The organism is Nocardia sp. NPDC046473, assembly GCF_040645995.1.
Taxonomy (GTDB): Bacteria; Actinomycetota; Actinomycetes; order Mycobacteriales; family Mycobacteriaceae; genus Nocardia.
This window is the reverse complement of record NZ_JBEYZJ010000008.1, coordinates 36352-54401: the sequence shown is the minus strand read 5'-3', so window position 1 is coordinate 54401 and position 18050 is coordinate 36352. Positions and strand designations below refer to the sequence as shown.

The 18050-nt window shown below is 65.6% G+C and carries 17 protein-coding genes; 3 read left to right on the top strand and 14 right to left on the bottom strand.

Annotation, left to right across the window (positions count from 1 at the left end; all coding sequences use genetic code 11):
* Positions 1–9 precede the first annotated feature (9 nt).
* The 9 genes from ABZ942_RS27890 to ABZ942_RS27850 form a co-directional block, all read right to left on the bottom strand.
* Entirely contained in the window at positions 10–1020 is a 1011-nt protein-coding gene (locus ABZ942_RS27890; protein ID WP_357386980.1) for an iron-siderophore ABC transporter substrate-binding protein, read from the bottom strand.
* 65 nt (positions 1021–1085) lie between these two features.
* On the bottom strand, positions 1086–2018 hold the full coding sequence (locus tag ABZ942_RS27885) for an ABC transporter ATP-binding protein (RefSeq protein ID WP_357386978.1): 933 nt from the start codon (positions 2016–2018) through the stop codon (positions 1086–1088).
* Positions 2015–3082, bottom strand: coding sequence for an iron ABC transporter permease (locus ABZ942_RS27880; protein WP_357386976.1), 1068 nt, complete (start codon positions 3080–3082; stop codon positions 2015–2017). The genes ABZ942_RS27885 and ABZ942_RS27880 overlap by 4 nt, the downstream gene beginning before the upstream one ends.
* Positions 3079–4095, bottom strand: coding sequence for an iron ABC transporter permease (locus tag ABZ942_RS27875; RefSeq protein ID WP_357386974.1), 1017 nt, complete (start codon positions 4093–4095; stop codon positions 3079–3081). Before ABZ942_RS27875 ends, ABZ942_RS27880 begins: the two co-directional genes overlap by 4 nt.
* Positions 4096–4224: 129 nt before the next feature.
* The gene (locus tag ABZ942_RS27870) at positions 4225–5109 is read right to left on the bottom strand and encodes a helix-turn-helix transcriptional regulator (protein ID WP_357386972.1); all 885 of its coding nucleotides are present in this window, start codon (positions 5107–5109) and stop codon (positions 4225–4227) included.
* Between the two features lie 443 nt (positions 5110–5552).
* Positions 5553–6980 carry an MFS transporter gene (locus ABZ942_RS27865; protein ID WP_357386970.1) on the bottom strand — a complete coding sequence of 476 codons (1428 nt, stop codon included), beginning with the start codon at positions 6978–6980 and terminating at the stop codon, positions 5553–5555.
* 195 nt (positions 6981–7175) lie between these two features.
* A complete protein-coding gene (locus ABZ942_RS27860; RefSeq protein WP_357386967.1) occupies positions 7176–8426 on the bottom strand; it encodes a hypothetical protein in 1251 nt (416 codons plus the stop codon).
* A 72-nt stretch (positions 8427–8498) separates the two neighbouring features.
* Entirely contained in the window at positions 8499–9020 is a 522-nt protein-coding gene (locus tag ABZ942_RS27855) for a hypothetical protein (RefSeq protein ID WP_357386965.1), read from the bottom strand.
* Positions 9021–9194: 174 nt separating this feature from the next.
* A complete protein-coding gene (locus ABZ942_RS27850) occupies positions 9195–9467 on the bottom strand; it encodes a hypothetical protein (RefSeq protein WP_357386963.1) in 273 nt (90 codons plus the stop codon).
* Positions 9468–9519: 52 nt separating this feature from the next.
* On the opposite strand from ABZ942_RS27850, the gene ABZ942_RS27845 reads away from it, so the two are divergent.
* On the top strand, positions 9520–9942 hold the full coding sequence (locus ABZ942_RS27845; protein WP_357386961.1) for a MarR family transcriptional regulator: 423 nt from the start codon (positions 9520–9522) through the stop codon (positions 9940–9942).
* A gap of 14 nt (positions 9943–9956) precedes the next feature.
* Here the strand turns inward: ABZ942_RS27845 and ABZ942_RS27840 are convergent, their stop codons facing one another.
* On the bottom strand, positions 9957–10445 hold the full coding sequence (locus tag ABZ942_RS27840; protein WP_357386959.1) for a beta-ketoacyl reductase: 489 nt from the start codon (positions 10443–10445) through the stop codon (positions 9957–9959).
* A 205-nt stretch (positions 10446–10650) separates the two neighbouring features.
* On the opposite strand from ABZ942_RS27840, the gene ABZ942_RS27835 reads away from it, so the two are divergent.
* A complete protein-coding gene (locus ABZ942_RS27835; protein WP_357386957.1) occupies positions 10651–11670 on the top strand; it encodes an MFS transporter in 1020 nt (339 codons plus the stop codon).
* Between the two features lie 338 nt (positions 11671–12008).
* Positions 12009–12704 carry a DUF4232 domain-containing protein gene (locus ABZ942_RS27830; protein WP_357386955.1) on the top strand — a complete coding sequence of 232 codons (696 nt, stop codon included), beginning with the start codon at positions 12009–12011 and terminating at the stop codon, positions 12702–12704.
* Between the two features lie 9 nt (positions 12705–12713).
* Here the strand turns inward: ABZ942_RS27830 and ABZ942_RS27825 are convergent, their stop codons facing one another.
* From ABZ942_RS27825 to ABZ942_RS27810, 4 genes are all read right to left on the bottom strand, one after another.
* Positions 12714–15299 (bottom strand): lanthionine synthetase LanC family protein, encoded by a 2586-nt coding sequence (locus ABZ942_RS27825; protein WP_357386953.1) that lies wholly within the window; start codon positions 15297–15299, stop codon positions 12714–12716.
* A gap of 29 nt (positions 15300–15328) precedes the next feature.
* Positions 15329–15502, bottom strand: a complete 174-nt coding sequence (locus ABZ942_RS27820; RefSeq protein WP_357386952.1) for a hypothetical protein — start codon at positions 15500–15502, stop codon at positions 15329–15331.
* A 603-nt stretch (positions 15503–16105) separates the two neighbouring features.
* Entirely contained in the window at positions 16106–17107 is a 1002-nt protein-coding gene (locus ABZ942_RS27815; RefSeq protein ID WP_357386950.1) for a hypothetical protein, read from the bottom strand.
* A 169-nt stretch (positions 17108–17276) separates the two neighbouring features.
* Complete coding sequence (locus tag ABZ942_RS27810; RefSeq protein ID WP_357386948.1) at positions 17277–18020, bottom strand: arylmalonate decarboxylase; 744 nt, start codon at positions 18018–18020, stop codon at positions 17277–17279.
* Between the last annotated feature and the right edge of the window lie 30 nt (positions 18021–18050).

Below are 18050 nucleotides of genomic sequence, written 5' to 3'. Positions count from 1 at the left end.
CTGCCTCGGCTACTTCAGCTCCACCCCCGTCGCCTTGGCGACATCCGCGAGCATCTTGTCCGCGGCCTGGACGCCGATGCCGGACATCCAGGTCTCGTCCGGCACCTCGATGGCCTTGCCGTTTTTCACCGCACGCAGGTCGTGCCAGACCGGGCTGGTGGTCACCGCGCCCTTCTGCGTCTTGCTCGGATCCTCAACGGTGGCAATGAAGATCAGGTCGGCGTCGGCTTGATCGATCTGTTCCGGGCTGATGTCCTTCATCGTCTTCTGCGGATCGGTGGAGACCTGCGAGGCCGGTCGGGGCAGGCCGATGTCGCCGAGCACCACGCCGCTGAAGGACGTGCTCTGGTAGAGCCGGGTCGGGCCTGCCATGAACCGGACCACCGAGGCGACCGGCAGCACGCCGTTGTTCTTCGCCCCGATGGCCGTGCCGAGGGCCTTCGCCCGATCCTCGTACTGCTTCAGCGCGTCGGCGGCCTGCTGTTCCAGACCCAGCGCCTTGCCGTGCACGGCCAGGTTCGCTTTCCAAGGGCCACCGGTGGTTTCGGTGAACACGGTCGGGGCGATACCGCTGAGCTTGCTGTAGATCTTCTCGTGCCGGACCTTCGACGACAGGATCAGATCGGGCTTGAGCGAGGCGATCCGCTCCAGGTTCGGCTCCAGCAGCGGGCCGACGTCGGTCGCCGCGCCGACCTTGTCCGCGAGGTACCCCGGGAAACCGCCGCTGGACTTGGTGTGCGGGGCGACGGCGCCGACCGGTTTGATGCCGAGCAGCGTGACCGAGTCGAGTTCGGCGGTGTCGAGCACCACCACCCGCTTGGGCGCGTGCGGGATCGTCACCGCGCCCATCGGGGTGTCGAGGGTGCGCGGGAAGCTGGCCGAGTCGGCCGCCGACACGGCGCTCTCCGGCTTGGCCGCATCGCTACCGCAGGCTGCCAGCGCGGACACACCCATCGCTGCGGCGACAAGCGCGACGCCTATGCGGCCGAATACACCCATCTGGAATCGTTGGGTCGACATGGCTGTTCCTCGTCTCTTATTGGTGTGGCGCAACGTCTTCGGTGACGCTGTATGGGTAAGGCCGGTCAGTTGCGAACGGCGGTGTTGTCGGTAACTGGGGTGGCAGCGGACGTATGTCGGACGGCTCGGCTCCTCGGCACCACCAGCGGGGTACCGGTCTCCGGATCGGGAATCACTCGGCAGTCGACCTCGAATACGGTGCGTACCAAATCCGCGTCGAGCACGTCGGCGGGTGCGCCCGCCGCCGCCAGCCGCCCCTCGTGCAGCACCACCAGGTGGTCGGCATAGCGGGCGGCCTGCCCGAGATCGTGCAGCACCATGACCACGGTGCGGCCCGCCTCGGTGTGCAGGTCGGCGACCAGATCGAGCACGTCGAGCTGGTGGCGCAGGTCGAGGAAGGTGGTCGGCTCGTCGAGCAGCAGCAGGTCGGTGTCCTGGGCCAGCGCCAGCGCGATCCAGGCGCGTTGCCGCTGACCGCCGGAAAGCTGGTCGACGTGTTGATCACGCAGGTCGGCGGTGCCGGTACGGCGCAGCGCATCCTCGACGGCCGCCTGATCCGCGGCCGACCAGGGACGCAGCAGTCGCTGATGCGGGTGGCGGCCGAGCCGCACCAACGCCTCGACGGTGATCGCCTCCGGGGTGATCGGCTGCTGCGGCAGCAATCCCAACCGCAGCGCCAATGCCCGGGCCGACATGCGATGGATGTCGGCGCCGTCGAGGGTGACCGTGCCGGACGCGGGACGCAGCAGCCTGGTCAGCCCGCGCAGCAGGGTCGATTTGCCGCAGGCGTTCGGACCGACGATCGCGGTGATCGAATTGCCGGGCAGCACCAGCTCGAGGTCTTCGATGACGACGCGGTCGCCGTAGCGCAAATCCAGTTTGTGCGTACGCAATTCGTTCGACACTTCGGGAGTTGCTGCGCCATCGGCACTCTCGCGACCAGTCTGATCGCCGGGCAGGTCCGGTCGAACGTCGTAAGCTGCGCGACTGTCGGTCATGCGGTTCTCCGTTGAACGGGGCTGCTTTCCCGCAGCATCAGGATCAGCAACCAGGGCGCGCCGACCGTGGCGGTCACGACGCCGACCGGCAGGCCATTGATCGGCAGCACATGCTGCACGATCAAGTCACAACCCACCAGCAGCGTCGCGCCGGCCAGCCCGGTGACCGCCATGGTGCCCACGGTCGGCCGACCGGCGAGCAGCCGGACAAGGTGTGGAACCGCAAGGGCCACAAAGGAAACCGGCCCGGTCAAGGCGGCGGCGAGGGCGGCGAGCGCCACCGTGGTGAGCAGCAGCGTCAACCGGGCGCCGGAGACCGAAATACCGAGGGTGCCTGCCGAATCATCGCCCAGGTCAAGGACTTCCAGTGTGCGGTAGCGCAAGAACAGCACCACCAGCACGAGCGCGCTGGCGATCGCGGCCCCCTCGACCTCCGGCCAGGTCCGCCCGTAGAGCGAGCCGGTGGTCCACTGCATCGCCTGTCCGGCGAGTTCCCTGGGGAAGCGCACCACCATCAGGTTCACCGCGGCGGCCAGACCCGCCTGGACGGCAAGCCCGACCAGCACCAGGCGGGTGACCGACAATCCGGACCGCCAGCCGAGCGTGCCGAGCAGAACTGCGGCGAGCATGCCGCCGCCGAGCGCGCCGAGCGGGATGAGCGTCTGACTGGCACCGAGGGCGAGCACAAGTACCGAACCGAAGGAGGCGCCGCCGGTGACACCCATGACATCCGGCGAGGCCAGCGGGTTACGAAACAGTCGCTGCAGCACCGCGCCCGCGGTGGCCAGGCCCGCACCGGCGATCAGCCCGGCGACTACGCGTGGGGCCCGGAATTCCTGAACGATGTAGACGTCGCCTTGGTCGCCCAGGCCGATCACGGCCCGTAGCGCCGTCGGGGCGGACATCGCCACTTCGCCGGTCGTGAGGGCGATCGTCGTGAGAACCGCCAAGGCTGCGGCGCACAGCACCCCGATCAGCAAGACCCGTCGCCGCTGTCGAGCCAGCGCGGTCGAACCGCTGCGGGCCGTCCGAATCACGGTGCCGGACAACACTTGGTTCGTCATCGCACCTCCTTGCGGCGGGCGAGGATGGCCAGCAACGGCGCGCCGAGGAAGGCGGTGACGATCCCGACCTCCACCTCCGACGGCCGGGCGACGAGGCGACCCACGATGTCGGCACTCAGCAGCAACAGCGGACCGGCGATCAGGCAGCCGGGAATCAGCAGCCGGTTGTCGTTGCCGAGCACCAATCGGACCATGTGTGGCGCGGCCAGGCCGATGAACGCGATCGGTCCGGCGACCGCGACCGCCGAACCGGCGAGCAACACCACCGCAACCATTCCGGCCAGCCGGATACGGGCCACCGGCATACCGAGTGCTTGCGCGGAGTCGTCGCCCAGCGCGAGCGTGTTCAGCGCGGGGGCGATCGCGAAGCCGACGACCGCGCCGATCACGAGGGTGGGCAGCATCGGCGTCAGCACGTTCAGGTTGCGCTCGGCGATCGAACCGGCCAACCAGAAACGGGCCTCGTCGAGCGTGCGCTCGCTGAACAGCAGCACTGACGATGTCCACGAGACGAGCACCAGGTGCAACACGGTGCCGCCGAGCACAAGCCGGATCGGATCCAGGTCGCCGGCCCGGCGTCCGAGGGCCAGGCTGAACAGCGCGGCGGCCGCCGCGCCGGCGAACGCGAACCAGACGTACTCGACCGGACGCGTCAGGTGCAGCGCGTAAATCGCGGTGACCACGGCGAATCCGGCACCCGCATTGATGCCGAGCGTGGTCGGCGAAGCAAGTGGGTTGCGGGTGATTCCCTGGACGACCGCGCCCGCGAGTCCGAGCGCCGCGCCAACCGCAAGCCCGACCAACGTGCGAGGCAGCCGCATCCCGGTGATCACCATGGCGTCGCGGCCCTGACCACCGCCGAACAGCGCCTCGACAACGGTTCCCGGAGCCACCGATCGGGCGCCCAGTGCCAGGCTGAGCACAATGCACAGCAGCAAAGCGGCAAACCCGAACAGCAGCACCGCAATACGGTGCCGCTGTGGCGCCGCACGCTTCGTGTCCACCGAGCTCATGAGGCATGAGCATAGGTTAGCGATACCTAAGCCTGCCAATTACCGAGGACTGGTGATCGAATCCTGCTCCCCAGCAACGATCCGGAACGACAGGCCGAGCTGTTCACCAGCGGTGGACAGCCGTGTCACTCACAGCGCGGCTGCGGCGGCGATCATCAGTGCCCGGGACCGCTCCGGTGTTTCCGCCTGGGTCGCGAGCCGATCCATGACCTCACGGTAGAGGCGGACGTCCTCGCGGCGGTCCAGATACAGCGCGGTGGTCAACTGTTCCAAGTAGATGATGTCGGGCAGGTCTCGCTCAGCGAAACGCAGCATGGTGAACGAACTACCCGCGGCGGCGCTGGCACCGGACCGGTAGGACAGCACTTGGATCGTCACGCTGGACTTGGCCGACATCTCCACGAGATGCTCGATCTGCTCGCGCTGCACCGTCGTGCCGCCGACCGGCCGGTGCAGCACGGCCTCGTCCAACACTGCCCAAAGTATCGGCCCGCCAGGCACATCCAGGATTTCCTGACGCTTGGTCCGCAATTCCACCCGCCGCTCGGGCTCGTTGCGCCCCTGACCCATCTCGACCACGGCGGTAGCGTAGTCCCCGGTCTGCAGCAGACCCGGAACCAGTTGGCCCTCATAGGTTCTGATCATCCGTGCCGCGCCTTCCAGCCCGACATAGGTCTCGAACCACTGCGGCAGCAAGTCGTTGTAGTGATGCCACCAACCCGGCTCGTTGGCCTTGAGCGCAAGATCCACGAACATCTCTCGCTGATCGGTATCGGTAACTCCGTACAGGTCGAGCAGATCCACGATGTCGCGTTCTTTGAATCCGGTGCGGCCCAGCTCGAGCCGACTGATCTTGGCGGCCGAGCCACGGATGTGATCACCCGCGGCTTGCGGCGTGATGCCGCATCCTTCACGCAGCCTGCGCAATTGGCCGCCGACCGCGATCCGCAACGCCGTCGGACCTCGGTCGGCGACGCTCGATTCGACAGCGATCCGTTTCGGTTCTGCGGTCATAAGCTTTCAACTCCGATGTTGGAAAGGCCACCAGCGGTAGCGCCGTCCCGCACCCTCGCACCTCGCACCGCGCCTACTTCGATGATATCGCTCACGCACGCAACATCAATCGACCCCCCGGACCCGACTCGGATCAATCGGCACACCGGTTACCGCCCTGGCGCTAGATACTCCGCAACCCGCCGAAGAACCCGACGATCCTGCGGATTCGCCCGTCCGTCGAGACCTCCACGAAATCCACGGTATCGATCAGCGCGTCGAGCGCGCCATCCGCCTCAGCCATTCCGCCATCCTCACCCGAAATCCAGCAACGTCACCCAGTCTGCCCAGGGGGCACGCAGCAGCATGGCAGCGGGTCCCATCACGCCGACTCGATCCCCGGGCAACAGGCCTCGTGGGGTCACATCGCTGACAAGAAATCCCTTGCGCTGAAAGGGATTTCGCTACGAAGGCGGCTGCGACCCGACGAACTCCGCCGCCTCCTCCTCGGACTGCGCGGCGGGCGCCGAACCCCACATATGCTTGCCGTTGGGTTCCTGCAGGAAGTAGACCGACACCGCGCCCACCACGCCCGCGATGATCAAATAGTAAGCGGGCCAGTTCAAATCGCCGGTCACGCCGACGAGTGCGCCGACCACCACCGAGGTGGTGCCCGCGAACAGCGACACCGCGACGTTGAACGCCACCGACAGCCCCGCGCCACGCACCTTCGTCGGGAACAGCGAAGGCAAGGTGGATGGCATCGTCGCGCTGAAACAGATCAGCGTCAGCCCCATCATCAGCAGGCCCGCGAAGACGGCGAACGCATTGGTTGTGCGGACGAGCAGCACCATCGGGAACGCCAGCACGATCAGCGCCGCGATACCGGTCCAGATGATCGGTTTACGGCCGACCCGATCGGAGATCAGACCGATCACCGGAATGGTCAGCAGCGCGACGACCATCACCGCGATCTGCAACCACTGCGAGGTCGACGAGGCCACCCCACCGCCGGTCGCGTCGGGCACCGTCGAGGTGACATAGGTCGGCATGTAGGACGTCAGCATGTAGTTGGGGACGTTCCATACGACGACCAGACCCATGCAGACCAGGACGTAGGGCCACAGCTTCGCCAGGATCTTGGCCTCGTCACCGGTCTTGTTCGACTTCTCGCGCTCCTCGGACTCCTGCTCCAGAGCGGCGAACGCGGGGGTGTCGGCCAACCGCATGCGCAGGTAGACGCCCACGAGACCGAGCGGCAACGCGACGAAGAACGGCAACCGCCAGCCCCACGCCAGCAACTGGTCATGGCTCAGGGTGGCGTCGGCGAGGGTGACGATCAGCGCGCCGAGCAGATAACCGGTGAAAGTGCCGAATTCCAGCCAGCTGCCGAGGAACCCGCGCCGCCGGTCCGGCGCGTACTCGGCGATGAAGGTCATCGCGTTGCCGTATTCACCGCCGGTGGAGAAGCCCTGCAACAACCGTGCGCACAGCAGCAGCATGGGCGCCCAGATGCCGATCGAGTTCTGATCCGGGATGCAGCCGATGGCGAAGGTGCCGAGTGCCATCAGGATCATCGTGGTGGCCAGCACCCGGTTGCGGCCGATGCGGTCGGCCAGCGGGCCGAAGAACATGCCGCCGAACGGGCGGACCAGGAACGCCACCGCGAACAGGCCGAACGTGGCGACCGTGCCCGCGGTATCGCCCAGATGGGAGAAGAACACCTCCTTGATGGTCGGCTCGAAATAGGCGTAGACGCCGAAGTCGTACCACTCGGTGATGTTGCCGATGCTCGCCGCGCCGATCGCCCGACGGATGATCGGCGGATCGGTGACGACAATGTCGTCGAGCGACCAACGCCTCGGACGTTCGCGCGGAGTCAGCACAGCCACAAGGACACAACCTCCTCGAGTTCACGATCCGCCGCCACTCGGGTCCCGCCGTGGCGATCGCGGCAGCGGATACCGTCCGTTCGGGATGGAACATCTCAGGCTAGGCGACGGCGGACCGATCCACGGGCAACGCTCCGCAGACCAACCGAGCACGGCTTGTTCACGGCGGTGTCCCCCTTCGTTGTTGGAGCGACATCAACGGGTGCGTTCTGGCCCCCGGGTGATCCCCTGGCCGTCTCTCCCCCGGCCTTGGACTGGAGGCGCGTGCTCGGGCGGCTCTCGTACCGCGGCTTGCGGCGGGCGCGCTTGACCTTCTCGGTACAGCCGCTGCAATTCTTCGGTGCGTTCGCGCTGGGCCTTTTCCCGTTCGGCCTGTTGGCGTTCGGCATCGGTGGGCTCCCGACCCGTTTCCTTCGCGGGTGCTGCTTTGTCCGCACGCTCGACAATCACACCGAGGGTGTTGATGCCGAGCACGACGTCTCGGCGTTGACGTTCACGCTCCTGCTCCAGCATCGCTTGCATGGTCTGCGCCTGCTGTTTGGTGTAACCAGTGGCCGTGAGCATTTGGAGAGCCTGTGCACGCTCGGCCTCTCGGATCTCTTTCAACCCCTTACTCAGGTCGGTGTGTGCTTCACGAACCTGGGCGAGGTCGACCGCCTGGCCTTTCTCCCATGCTTTGTTGATCCGCCGGGCTTGATTCTCGAGCGCTTTCGCAAGCGCAGCTTTCTTGTCTGCCAGCTCACGAGCGGGTTTTTCCCGTGCTTCTTGCTCACGGGCTTTCGCAAGCTCCGCGGCTTGTGCCCGCTCATACCGGAGTCGCGCCGGTGCTTCTGCTCTGCCACGCGCCGCGCCTTGTCGGAAGAGTTGCATTTTCCGCAGTCGCTCGGCCGCAGCACGAGCCTTCGCCAGCAGCGCGATTTTCTCCCGGCGATTCTCCAGCGCCTTGACCTTGCCATCTCGCGCCTTCTCACGGACCTGGTCTAATTCGAGCTGCTGGCCTAGACCTCGCTCGATGGCGAGGCCTTTAGCCCAAATCTCACGTGCTTCGGTCCTCGATATTTCGAGATGGGTGAACTTGTCGGGGAAATCCCGGCGTATTTTGTCTATCAGCTCCAGACATCGGTCGGAAATAAGCTCACGCTCGACCGTGCGCAAGGTGTGGTGGTCGATCTTGCCTGTCCTGATCAGCTCGTATACGACCTCTAGTTGCTTCTCGTCCTTCGGTCCTTTCATCTGGCCGGACTTCTCTTCGATGCTCCGCACCCGGCCCGAGTCTTTACTTAACTTGTCGAATCGAATCTTGACACCGGCAGCACGGAATTTTTCCGACTGTTGTACGTAACCGTATTTTCGATCGCGGAAATACTCGTAGCTACCGTTCTCGAATATCCTGCCGCGTTGGTTACTATCGAAGCCGTCACGGTCTCTGTCGTATCCGTCTGACATAGCCGACCGCACCCCCCGGTGTGCGTAACATTCCGAAGCGACGACCCAGGCGACGAATCGTCACGTGACATGCTAGATAACTGCGCTACGCTTTTCCTCATGATCGGCGGCGTAATCACGCAATGCCGCCGCCGCGTAAGAAAACATTCCGTCGTAACTACCTCGCGAATAATTGACCATGTCATTGATCAACGCCCACGCAGATATTTCGTCCTCGTCATAGGTGTCACATTCCAATGCCGGATTGACGCTCTCGTACAAGGTTTCTTCACCATCCACCCACTCCCACTCGACCCACCGTGCGCCCGCGAATCGGATGTAACACTCACCCATAAAGCAGATGAAGGCGTCGGCCATGTCAGCGTTCTCGGGAACCATGGCCGTAGCCATATCAGGGAACAGCTCCGCAACGATCGGGTTGAGTCGTTCGATCTCTGCCGAGTCTTCCGGCCATGGCTCCGGAGGAATCTCACGAATGCCCGTGCGGTCCATGAACTTCTGGGCTTGCGCTTCACGGCGGTCGAGGTCGACCCATCTACCCCACGCGGTCCGTTCGACGCCGAGATCCATCGTCAGTTGTTGGTCGTCACTCACGCCTGCCCCTCTCGTCGTGGCCCGAACAGCCCAGTGTCCCGCGTACATGGATCAAAATACAAGCAGCTCACGACAAAGTTCGGCCTCGCTCGTACTTGATCATCGCGGTTGCCGATCGCTACTGCTGTCGGCTGCGGATGTCCCGGCACTGGATCCCCTGGATGGTCGGGCGGGTTATTCGGCGAGGTCCGCGGCTTGTTGGCGAAGGGTGTGTACCAGGGCGTCCGTCGCCGGTGCGGTGGGGCCCGGCAGGCGGGCCAGGTTGACGCGGCGGCGCTCCTCGGGGACGCCGTCGAGGGCGATCAAGCGCATGCCGGAGGGGATTGCGGGCAGTAGCGTCGCGGGAACGGTGGTGATGCCGGCGCTGGTGGCGACCAGGTGGAGTTTGGTGAGCCAGTCGCGGGCGGCGTGCTGGACACGCGCGGCAGACCGGCGGGTCGGCGCCATCGAGCGTTGTGCGGTTAATATTAACTGGACAAGATTCTGGTACGCTCGCACCATGGATGATGGACTGGGTGACTTGTTGCATCGCGTGGTGTTTTTGCTCGGTGAGGCCACCAGGCGGCGCGTGGAAGGCTCGGGCGGGTTGAGTTACAGCCAGATGCGGCTGCTCGGCACGGTGGAAGAGAGCGAGCCGATGACCCAGCACCAGCTGGCGCAAGCGCTTTCGGTGTCCGACCCGGCGATCAGCCGGGCCCTGCGCCCATTGGAAGCAGCCGGACTCATCCAGGTCAACCCCGACCCCGAGCACGGACGACGGCGACTGGTCAGCACCACCGAAGCCGGCCGCAACGCCTTCCACACCAGCGGTAAGCCGCTCCAGGACGAACTCCGCAACGCCTTGCTCGCGGCCGGCTTTCCGTACGACCGCTACCTGCGCGACACCGTCCGGCTGGCCGAACTCCTCGAGCCGACCCGCTAGCCCCACCCTTTCGATCACCCCCGCGGCGCCGAAGCCGTTGCGGTTCCGGATGTTTCGCCGAGCATCCGGGCGAGCGCCGCAGCGGCGAGTTCCGCGATCGTCGGGCCACGCATCAAGCCCATGGTCGGGAAGTCGATCTCCAGGTGCTTGGCCAGCATGATACGAATCTGCCCGGCCAGCAGTGAGTCCATCCCGAGATCGGTCAGGCCGACGTCGTGGGCCAGCCGGTCGACAGGCATGGCGAAGATCCGCGAGATCTGTTGCGCCAATGCCGTTGTCAACCGTGGCTCGCGCTCACCCGCGGGTAGCCCGAGCAGTTCGGCGCGTAGGCCCTGCATGCCGTGGCGATGGAGCGCGAGTGCCTCTAGAAACCCGTTGGCCGCAGCGTAATTCGCCGCGCCCGGGGTGCCGACGTTCCAGCTTATCGACGAAAACAGGACGAAGGCGTCCAGGTCGCGGGTGTGCTGGTGCAGGTGCCAGGCGCCGTCGGCCTTCGGCCGCACGGTCCGCAGGAACTGCTCGCCAGCGCACCGTCCGCGATCACCATGGCGGCGTGGAAGATCCCGCGCAGCAGCCGCCAGAAGTCCTCGACATCGTGCACCTGCCCGGGGAACCGGCAACCGATCCCCACGACACCAATGCCTCATGCTCGGCATCGATCATGGTTGCCGACCGTCCATGTTGTCCATTTTGTCTGCTGCGTCACGCATGCCTTTGCTGAACTTGCCCGCCGAATCGACCATGTTGTCACCGAGCATATTTCTCACCGGCACAGCGATTTTCACGGTCAGCTCGATCGCGGCGGGGCTCGCACCCACGGCCGCGGTCCTGCTCGCCGCCAGAGTCGGACAGGGGGTGGGTGCGGCACTGCTCGCCCCGACCGCCCTCGCACTGGTGCTGACACTGTTTCCGGCGGGCGCGGGCCGCGCGCGGGCCATCGGGGTATGGGGCGCCGTATCGGGAATCGGCGGCGTCGCCGGTGTGCTGTCGGTCGGCGGGCAATACGGCTGGACCACGGCTCGCGTCCTCGCCCCACTGATCGCGGCGGTAGTACTGCTCATCCTCTTCGCCGGATTACAGCGGCGGCTATCGCAGCCGCTCGTCGCGCCCGCGCTCCTGCGCATCGGCGGGGTACTGGCCGCGAACATCGTCATGACGCTGCTCGGCGCGGTATGGCTTGGACTGTTCTTCTTCCTCCCGCTCTACCAGCAGAAGGTGCTCGGCTACACACCGATCCAAGCCGGACTGACCCAACTGCCACTGGCGATCATGATCACAACAGCCTCCACGATCACACCCAAACTGGCTCGACACCTCAACACTCGCGCCCTGCTGACCACCGCACTCGCACTGCTCGCAGCCGGGCTGGCCTGGCTCGCACGCACCCCCGTCGACGGACGATTCCTCACCGACACCGCCGCCCCCTCACTACTCATCGGCACCGGACAAGGCATCGCGTTCGTTCTGCTCACCGCACGAGCCACCGCCGACGTCCCCACCGAGCACACCGGACTGGCCGGCGGACTGATCAACACCACCCGGCAAATCGGCGGCGCACTAGGGCTGGCCGGACTGCTCGCCATCACCACCGCCGCCGGCGACTCCGGCAACCACCCCACAGCTTCGCAGCTCGCCCACGCGTACGGCACCGCGTTCACCGCCACCGCAGTCATCGCCGCAGCTGCGGCCCTACTGACCGCCATCCTCCGCGACAGACCTACGCGGTGAACGGTCGGCTCGCGGTCACCGAAGAGGAGTGGCCCGGCGCCGGGGGGTGATCGTTTGTGGAGCCAGCGTGGTCGATGGATTGAAAATCGGCTGTCTGCTACTCGGCTCGGCGCATCTGACGGCCCCCACTTTCTGGGGCACGGTCCGCGCAGCCTGGCGTTAACACTTTGATCGAAGGTGCCCGGAGCAGGAAGTTTCGGGCAACAAAACGGCGAACTGCGTTGATTTGCCGCCGATTACCCAAATCCTTACCGACACGCGACGTAACGGCGACCGACACACCTCGATGTGCAGCTTGCATACCGAACGGTTGCAGCACCGAACTCCAGGGGGATCTCATGCGGATCAAATCACTGCTCGTCGCCGGCTTCGCGGCGGGCGTCGCCATCACCGCTAGCGGTTGCGACTCGCCCACGACCAGCACTCCGGCGACCCGAACTCCGCTGCCTTCAGCACAATCCGAGCAGCCCACCCAACCAGCGCACCCGAGTGTGCCCGGCGGCAACGTGCCGGAGCCCGGCGGCAGTGTCCCGGAGCCCGGCGGCAGCGTCCCCGAGCCCACCGCCGTGCCCGCGACCAGAACCGCCGTCGCAGACCCGACGACTCCCGCCGACACCGCGCCCCCGAAATGCGTGACCGCTCAGCTTCGCCTGGACAAGGGAGTAGGCGGCCAGATAGGCGGGACCTGGTTCCTGAGGTTCATCAACTCCAGCTCACGAACCTGTGTCCTGCAAGGGTTTCCGGGCGTCTCGCAAACCAACGGCCCCACCGGTGATCCGGTGGGCGAGCCCGCCACTCGGGACCAGGGCCCGCAGGCACCCCAGCCTGCCCCGGTCACGCTCGCACCAGGCGGGGCAGCACAATTCGAATTCATCTCCTACCCCAAGCAGATCAACGAATGCGCAGCCCTGCGCACCAACACCCTGCGCGTCTACCCGCCCGACAACACCGAATCACTGTGGCTGCCTTGGGACAACCTGATCTGCCCGAGCCCACAGCACATGCTCGTCGTCCGCGCGATCACACCGCTGTAGCCGCCTCCTTCAGAATGGCCCGACCGTCGGCGCCGCACCCACGGTGTGCAGGCGGCGTAGAAACCCCAGTGTCCCGGCATGCCCGGACGACCACGACACGATATTCGGCTGATCGGCCAACTGCTGTGCGGGGTCGAGGCCGGGGCCGTCGGCGACACCGCGGAGGATCAGTTGGTCCGCTGCCGACCAGGCGGCCTCGGTGAAGCGATCGTCGTGGCTGGTTTCAGCGAGGCTGACCAGGAAGCTGCCGACCCCGGAGATCCCACAGCATGCGCCGCGGTGCGACAGGTACGGAATCCAGGTCGCACACGCATTGCCCGCCGCGACAGCGAGATCCATTGCGTGGGCATCGTCGCGGGTCACCGCGATCCGCAAGAGCGTATCGCCGATCCCGGCCAGTCCGCGGCACCACGAGACGCACAGTGGTACCGCGGTGGAGTGCCCGGAGCGGTCGATGAGCGAACGTGTCTGCCGGTAGAACGCGTCGATGCGGGTGCGCAGCGCGGCATGATCGGCGTCGATGATTCCGCCGCAGGTCAGCGCCAGCAGGAAGGTGATGACCCCGGCTTGGCCGTGGGCGAGTCCGGCGGCAGCGTCGAGCCCGGCCGCCGTCGGGAGATCCTCGGCGGGATGGTGCGATACCGCGTCGGTGTGGTCGAAGAGCAGGTCCGCGCAGCGCTCGGCCGTGTCGAGGTGTAGTTGCCGATCGTGCGGCACGGACGACGACAACTCGGCGAGCAGGCAGTGCCCGAAGCCGACACCGGCCGCGCCGACAACAAGATCGTCGCCGTACGGCTGCCAGCCCGCCGAGGGCAGCACCAAATCAGGTGGCAGGGTTGGGGTATCGAGACCCACGGCGCGAACGCGGCGGAGCAGGATCTCGATACCGGTCGAGCCGACCAGTAGCCCTGGCGCGAGCCGAGTTCGCCGCGCGCCGCTCGCCGCGAACTGCGCCAGCCGTTGCACCAAGTCGACGACGTCCGGTCGATGCAGGTGGTGCAGCAGTTCCAGGCCGACTCCGGCCACGCCGCGATAGGCGTTCACCTCCGGCCACCCGTCGGGCCGGTCCAGCTGTTCGACTGCTCGAGCGATGAGATCGTCCAGCAGCTGGTCGGCGAGCGCGGCCGCGTCGGGTCGGGCGATCGGGGTGACTACCGAGGAGAGGGTGGTATCGGTGAATCGTTCCGGATGCCCGGCACTGAGCGCGTGCAGCGCCGCGAGCGCACGGTCGGCGTCGGTATCCAATAACCCGATGACGCACCGGATCGACGGATACTGCTCAGCACCGTATATCCCCCGGATGGTCTGCAACGCGCGGATGCGCGGGGTATCGGGATCGCTGCCCGTGGTCACGGGGTTGGCGCCGGTTGCCGCGAACAACAGTGTCATACCCAGCGCGCGCATATCGTCGGCTGCTGTCGCGGGCATACCGGTCAACTGGGTATGCGAGGAGTAGCCCGGGGTGCCGCCGGAGATGTGCACCGTGCCGTTGGTGCAGAGCCCGAAATCGATGAAAGTCGGCTCGCCGGTGGATTGTTCGATGACGATGTTCTTCGGGGACAGATCGGCGACCACGAATCCCCTGGCGTGGATGTCGACCAGGATCCGGGCCAGTCGCGCGCCGAGCCGATCGAGTGTCCGACCTGTCGAATCCGACTGTGCCTGCGGCCGATAGCGCCCGTTGCGCGGCACGTCCTCGGCCAGATTGAATTCGCCGTCGAAGCTGGTGACCAGGTATTCATCCGCGCCGTGCCGGAAGTGATCGATGAATGTCGGGATGCCGTCGATTCCGGTGAGGCGTTCCAGCACGTAACGTTCATTGCGCAGACGCATCCGGGCATCGTCGCCGGATGTTGTTTCCGCGACGTATGCGCGAGCTTGTTTCACCACGATGGGCTCGCCGGTGCGAATATCCTCGCCCCGGTAGACATTTCCGTGGCCCGCTTGCAGCAGACCCTGCAGCGGGCGGTAATGGCCACCGAGAAGTTCCACCAGGTTGTCTCCCGAGGTGTCGGCAGCCGTCGCCCTGAACGGATCCCGCGTCCACGGTGGCTGGCGATAAGTCGATTTCGCGAGCCCCTCAAAACTTTCGCCGTCCGGCCCGGTCATCCGCATGTTCAGTTGACCGTCCACCCCCGCGACCAGCTGCCGACGGAAAGGGCCGTAGCGATAGTAGACCGGCGCGTCGTCAGCGACCCTGCGGTCGGAGAGCACCCGCGGCGCCTGCTCGCCGGACAGCAACTCGGCCAACTGGATTCCCAACTGCCGAACCTGCCCGGAATCCGGGTAGACGGTCCACGCCTTACCGACCGACGCCGCGGCCTTCCTGCCCTCGTTCAACGATCCGAGCACGCGCGTCGATCGTGCCATCTTGAAATTGCAGCCTGCGGCCAGCAGTACCGGAACCACGATGACCGCGAGGCGCTCGTACTCCGTCGCACGGGCCGAAATGTGCAGTTTCCAGCCGTGATCGGGCAACTCCGCCTCGGGATTGTCGACATACAGCCAGGTCTGCGACCGGCGCAGGCGGCGACCGTATTCGATCGCCGCCTGCGCCAAACCTTGCTCGATATCGATGCGGCCGATATCCGTCACTGAACTACCTCATCGATGATCGAGACGAACTATCCGCTGAAAGGCGGATAGCTGACGGTGCACAGTTCGGTATTGTCGTAGCAGATCACACTGGCCGGGCAAGCCGTGACAGTGTGCAGCGGGTCCGGATCACCGAATTCAATATTCGGTTCCACCGTCGTTGCACCCGCATTGCGCGGTGCCAATTCCAGCAAGACATCCATATCTGAACTCATTTCATTGTTGCCGCAATGGTGGTTTCGACCTCCACCCGAACACTAGGCACCGCGCAGAGACACTTCAAGCCCACAGAACACTGGGCATGACATCCGAGTAGATCCGCACGGCCACAACAGCTTTCGCGCTTCCAAGCTCATCCGTTCGAGCGATGACACCATCACTCGAACGGACGATATCGGAGGCCCGGACTCTATACTCGAGAGGGTTGACAACCCCGAACTGGCGGCGGTCGGCTACCTATGCCAGGCAACCGGTTGCGGTTGGAGATCCAATTCCGGTGTGCGAGCGACGATCACCGAACAATTGGCGTGCTTCGGGCTGGCAGCCGCAATCTTGCACATAGACCCTGTACGCAATTCCGTTATCGGTCTCGATCGCTGACCTCGACAATATCGTCAGCCTCCTCGGTTGGACAACCACCGACAAGCCCCGAGCAAGTGGGGAGCGACCCGACTGCACCACCGCACTGAAGTCGCCGACATCGTGACCGCACTGGACAACCAGCGCTGACCCTATCCGCGACCGGGGTCGACGACGGCGCGTCAGGCCCTTACCAATCGGCTACTGCGACATACCAAACGGTCGGTCTAGTTGGCCCCCGTCGAGCCGGGGCGTTGATTACTACCGCTCGGTGCGGTGTTGCTGTTGCTCGGCGGGGAGCTCGGGGTCCGCGATGTGTTCGTTGACCTCGGCACGGCTGTCGAGGGTGTCGATGACTCCGGCACGCTTGTCGACGGTGTCGATGAACCCGGCACGCTCGTCGACGGTGTCGAACCGGTAGTCGTCGGCCGTTTCGCGCCGTCGCTGCTGTTCGGCGGGGTCGTGGTCATCGGCACCTGGCTCTGACTTGGCTGAACGTTCTCGTCGCCACCCGTCGGGGGCTTGTCGGGCTGTCCACCGGTCCACAAGTGACCGACGGTGGTGACGTCGTCTCCCGAGATCGATTTTCCGATGACACCCTCGAAGCCGGTGATCGCCACGATCGCGATGGCGAACCCCACCACGCTGGTGCCGATGATCAACGGCCAGCGCAGGCTATTCCGGCGACGTACCTGCGGTGCACCGGTCTCGGCGCCCTCGACCGGCGACTCGAGATTCAGCCGGGGAATGAATACGGTGGGGTCCCCATCGACGGGCCGTCCGGCATTGGCTCCTGGCACCCTGTTGTACATGGGTTGTCGCTGCCCCCAAGAGGTTTGAGGTCCGACACCAGCTCCTGGGCGCATGCCGTTCCTACCCCCCGCCCAGCCCTGGGTGGTCGGATGACGGCCGACCGTTCGTGGTCCGGACACCTGCGGCGGTTGCTGAACCGGCCCGGCCTGCTGCCGGGTATTGGAGTCGGTCAGCGCCAGTGCCGCCTCCTTGGTGCGCTGCGCCGCCTCCTTCGTCTTGCTCAGTGAACGCAGGTACAGCTCACCACCCACCGTGGACACCACACTCGCGATCCCGGCACCCACCACGGTGCCGGCCACCCCCAGCGTCGATCCCAGAAAAGCCGCAGTCACCGCCGCCAGCGCCGCCGCGGTGACCTGCGACGGTTTGATGCCGCCCTTGTCGTCAGAGGTACCCTTCTGCTCTTCGCTCATCATCCCGATCTGCTCGCATTGTCACCGCTCCGATTCCGCCACGTTATAAGCCGTACCGACCGCGACCTCCACTGCCGGGACTACTTGTGACACAACGCATCCCGACCCCTTAACTCGCATAAAGTCGGCCTAACACTTGCGCCAGGCGATCCGTTGCGGCACAGCGGCAGGTTCAGCGCTCGCGCAGCAGCAGTCCCGCTCCCTCGACGTTGTCGTCGATACCGTGCTCGCGCAGCGCATGCCATAGCGTGGCGGCGTTGATGGCAATGACGGGCTTGCCGAGTTCGCGTTCCAGCTGATCGGCGAGGGCAATGAAGGACAGGTTCGTGCCCACCTGCACGATGGCTTGCACATCGGGTCCGTCGATCGTGGCGACGACCTCGCGCAACCGGTCGGCGCCTACCCGGGCGATGTCCATCGCTGTCGGACAGCGCAATCCGGTGATCGCCGCGACGTCGAAGCCTGCCTCGGTGAAGAACCGGGCGACCTCGATGTCGGCGATCGGCTGGTACGGCGAGAAGACCGCGATTCGACGGCAACCGAGTTCGTGCAGGGCGGCGCGGCAGGAACTCGCGCCGGTCGTCACGGGCAGTCCGGTGCGGTCTCGTAGGCGCTGTTCGAATGCCGCGTTGCCGGCTACCCCACCCCAGAAGGTCTCGGCGGACATGCCCATGACCATCCGATCGGGTTCGGCGGTGAGTACATCGCGCACGGCGGTGTCGATGGAGGTACGGATCTGTCCGAGCAGTGCCCGGAAGTCGTCGTCGTTACCCATCACCGGATTCGGGATGTACATCGATCCCGCACGGTAGGCGATGCCGGGCACCTCGGCCCGCCAATAGTCGTGTTCGACAACGGTGTTCGTGCTCGGCACGATTACACCGAAGACAGCCCGGGGGCCGACGGCATTGGTCATCTACTCAATCCTCGATCTTGCGCGGTGTTG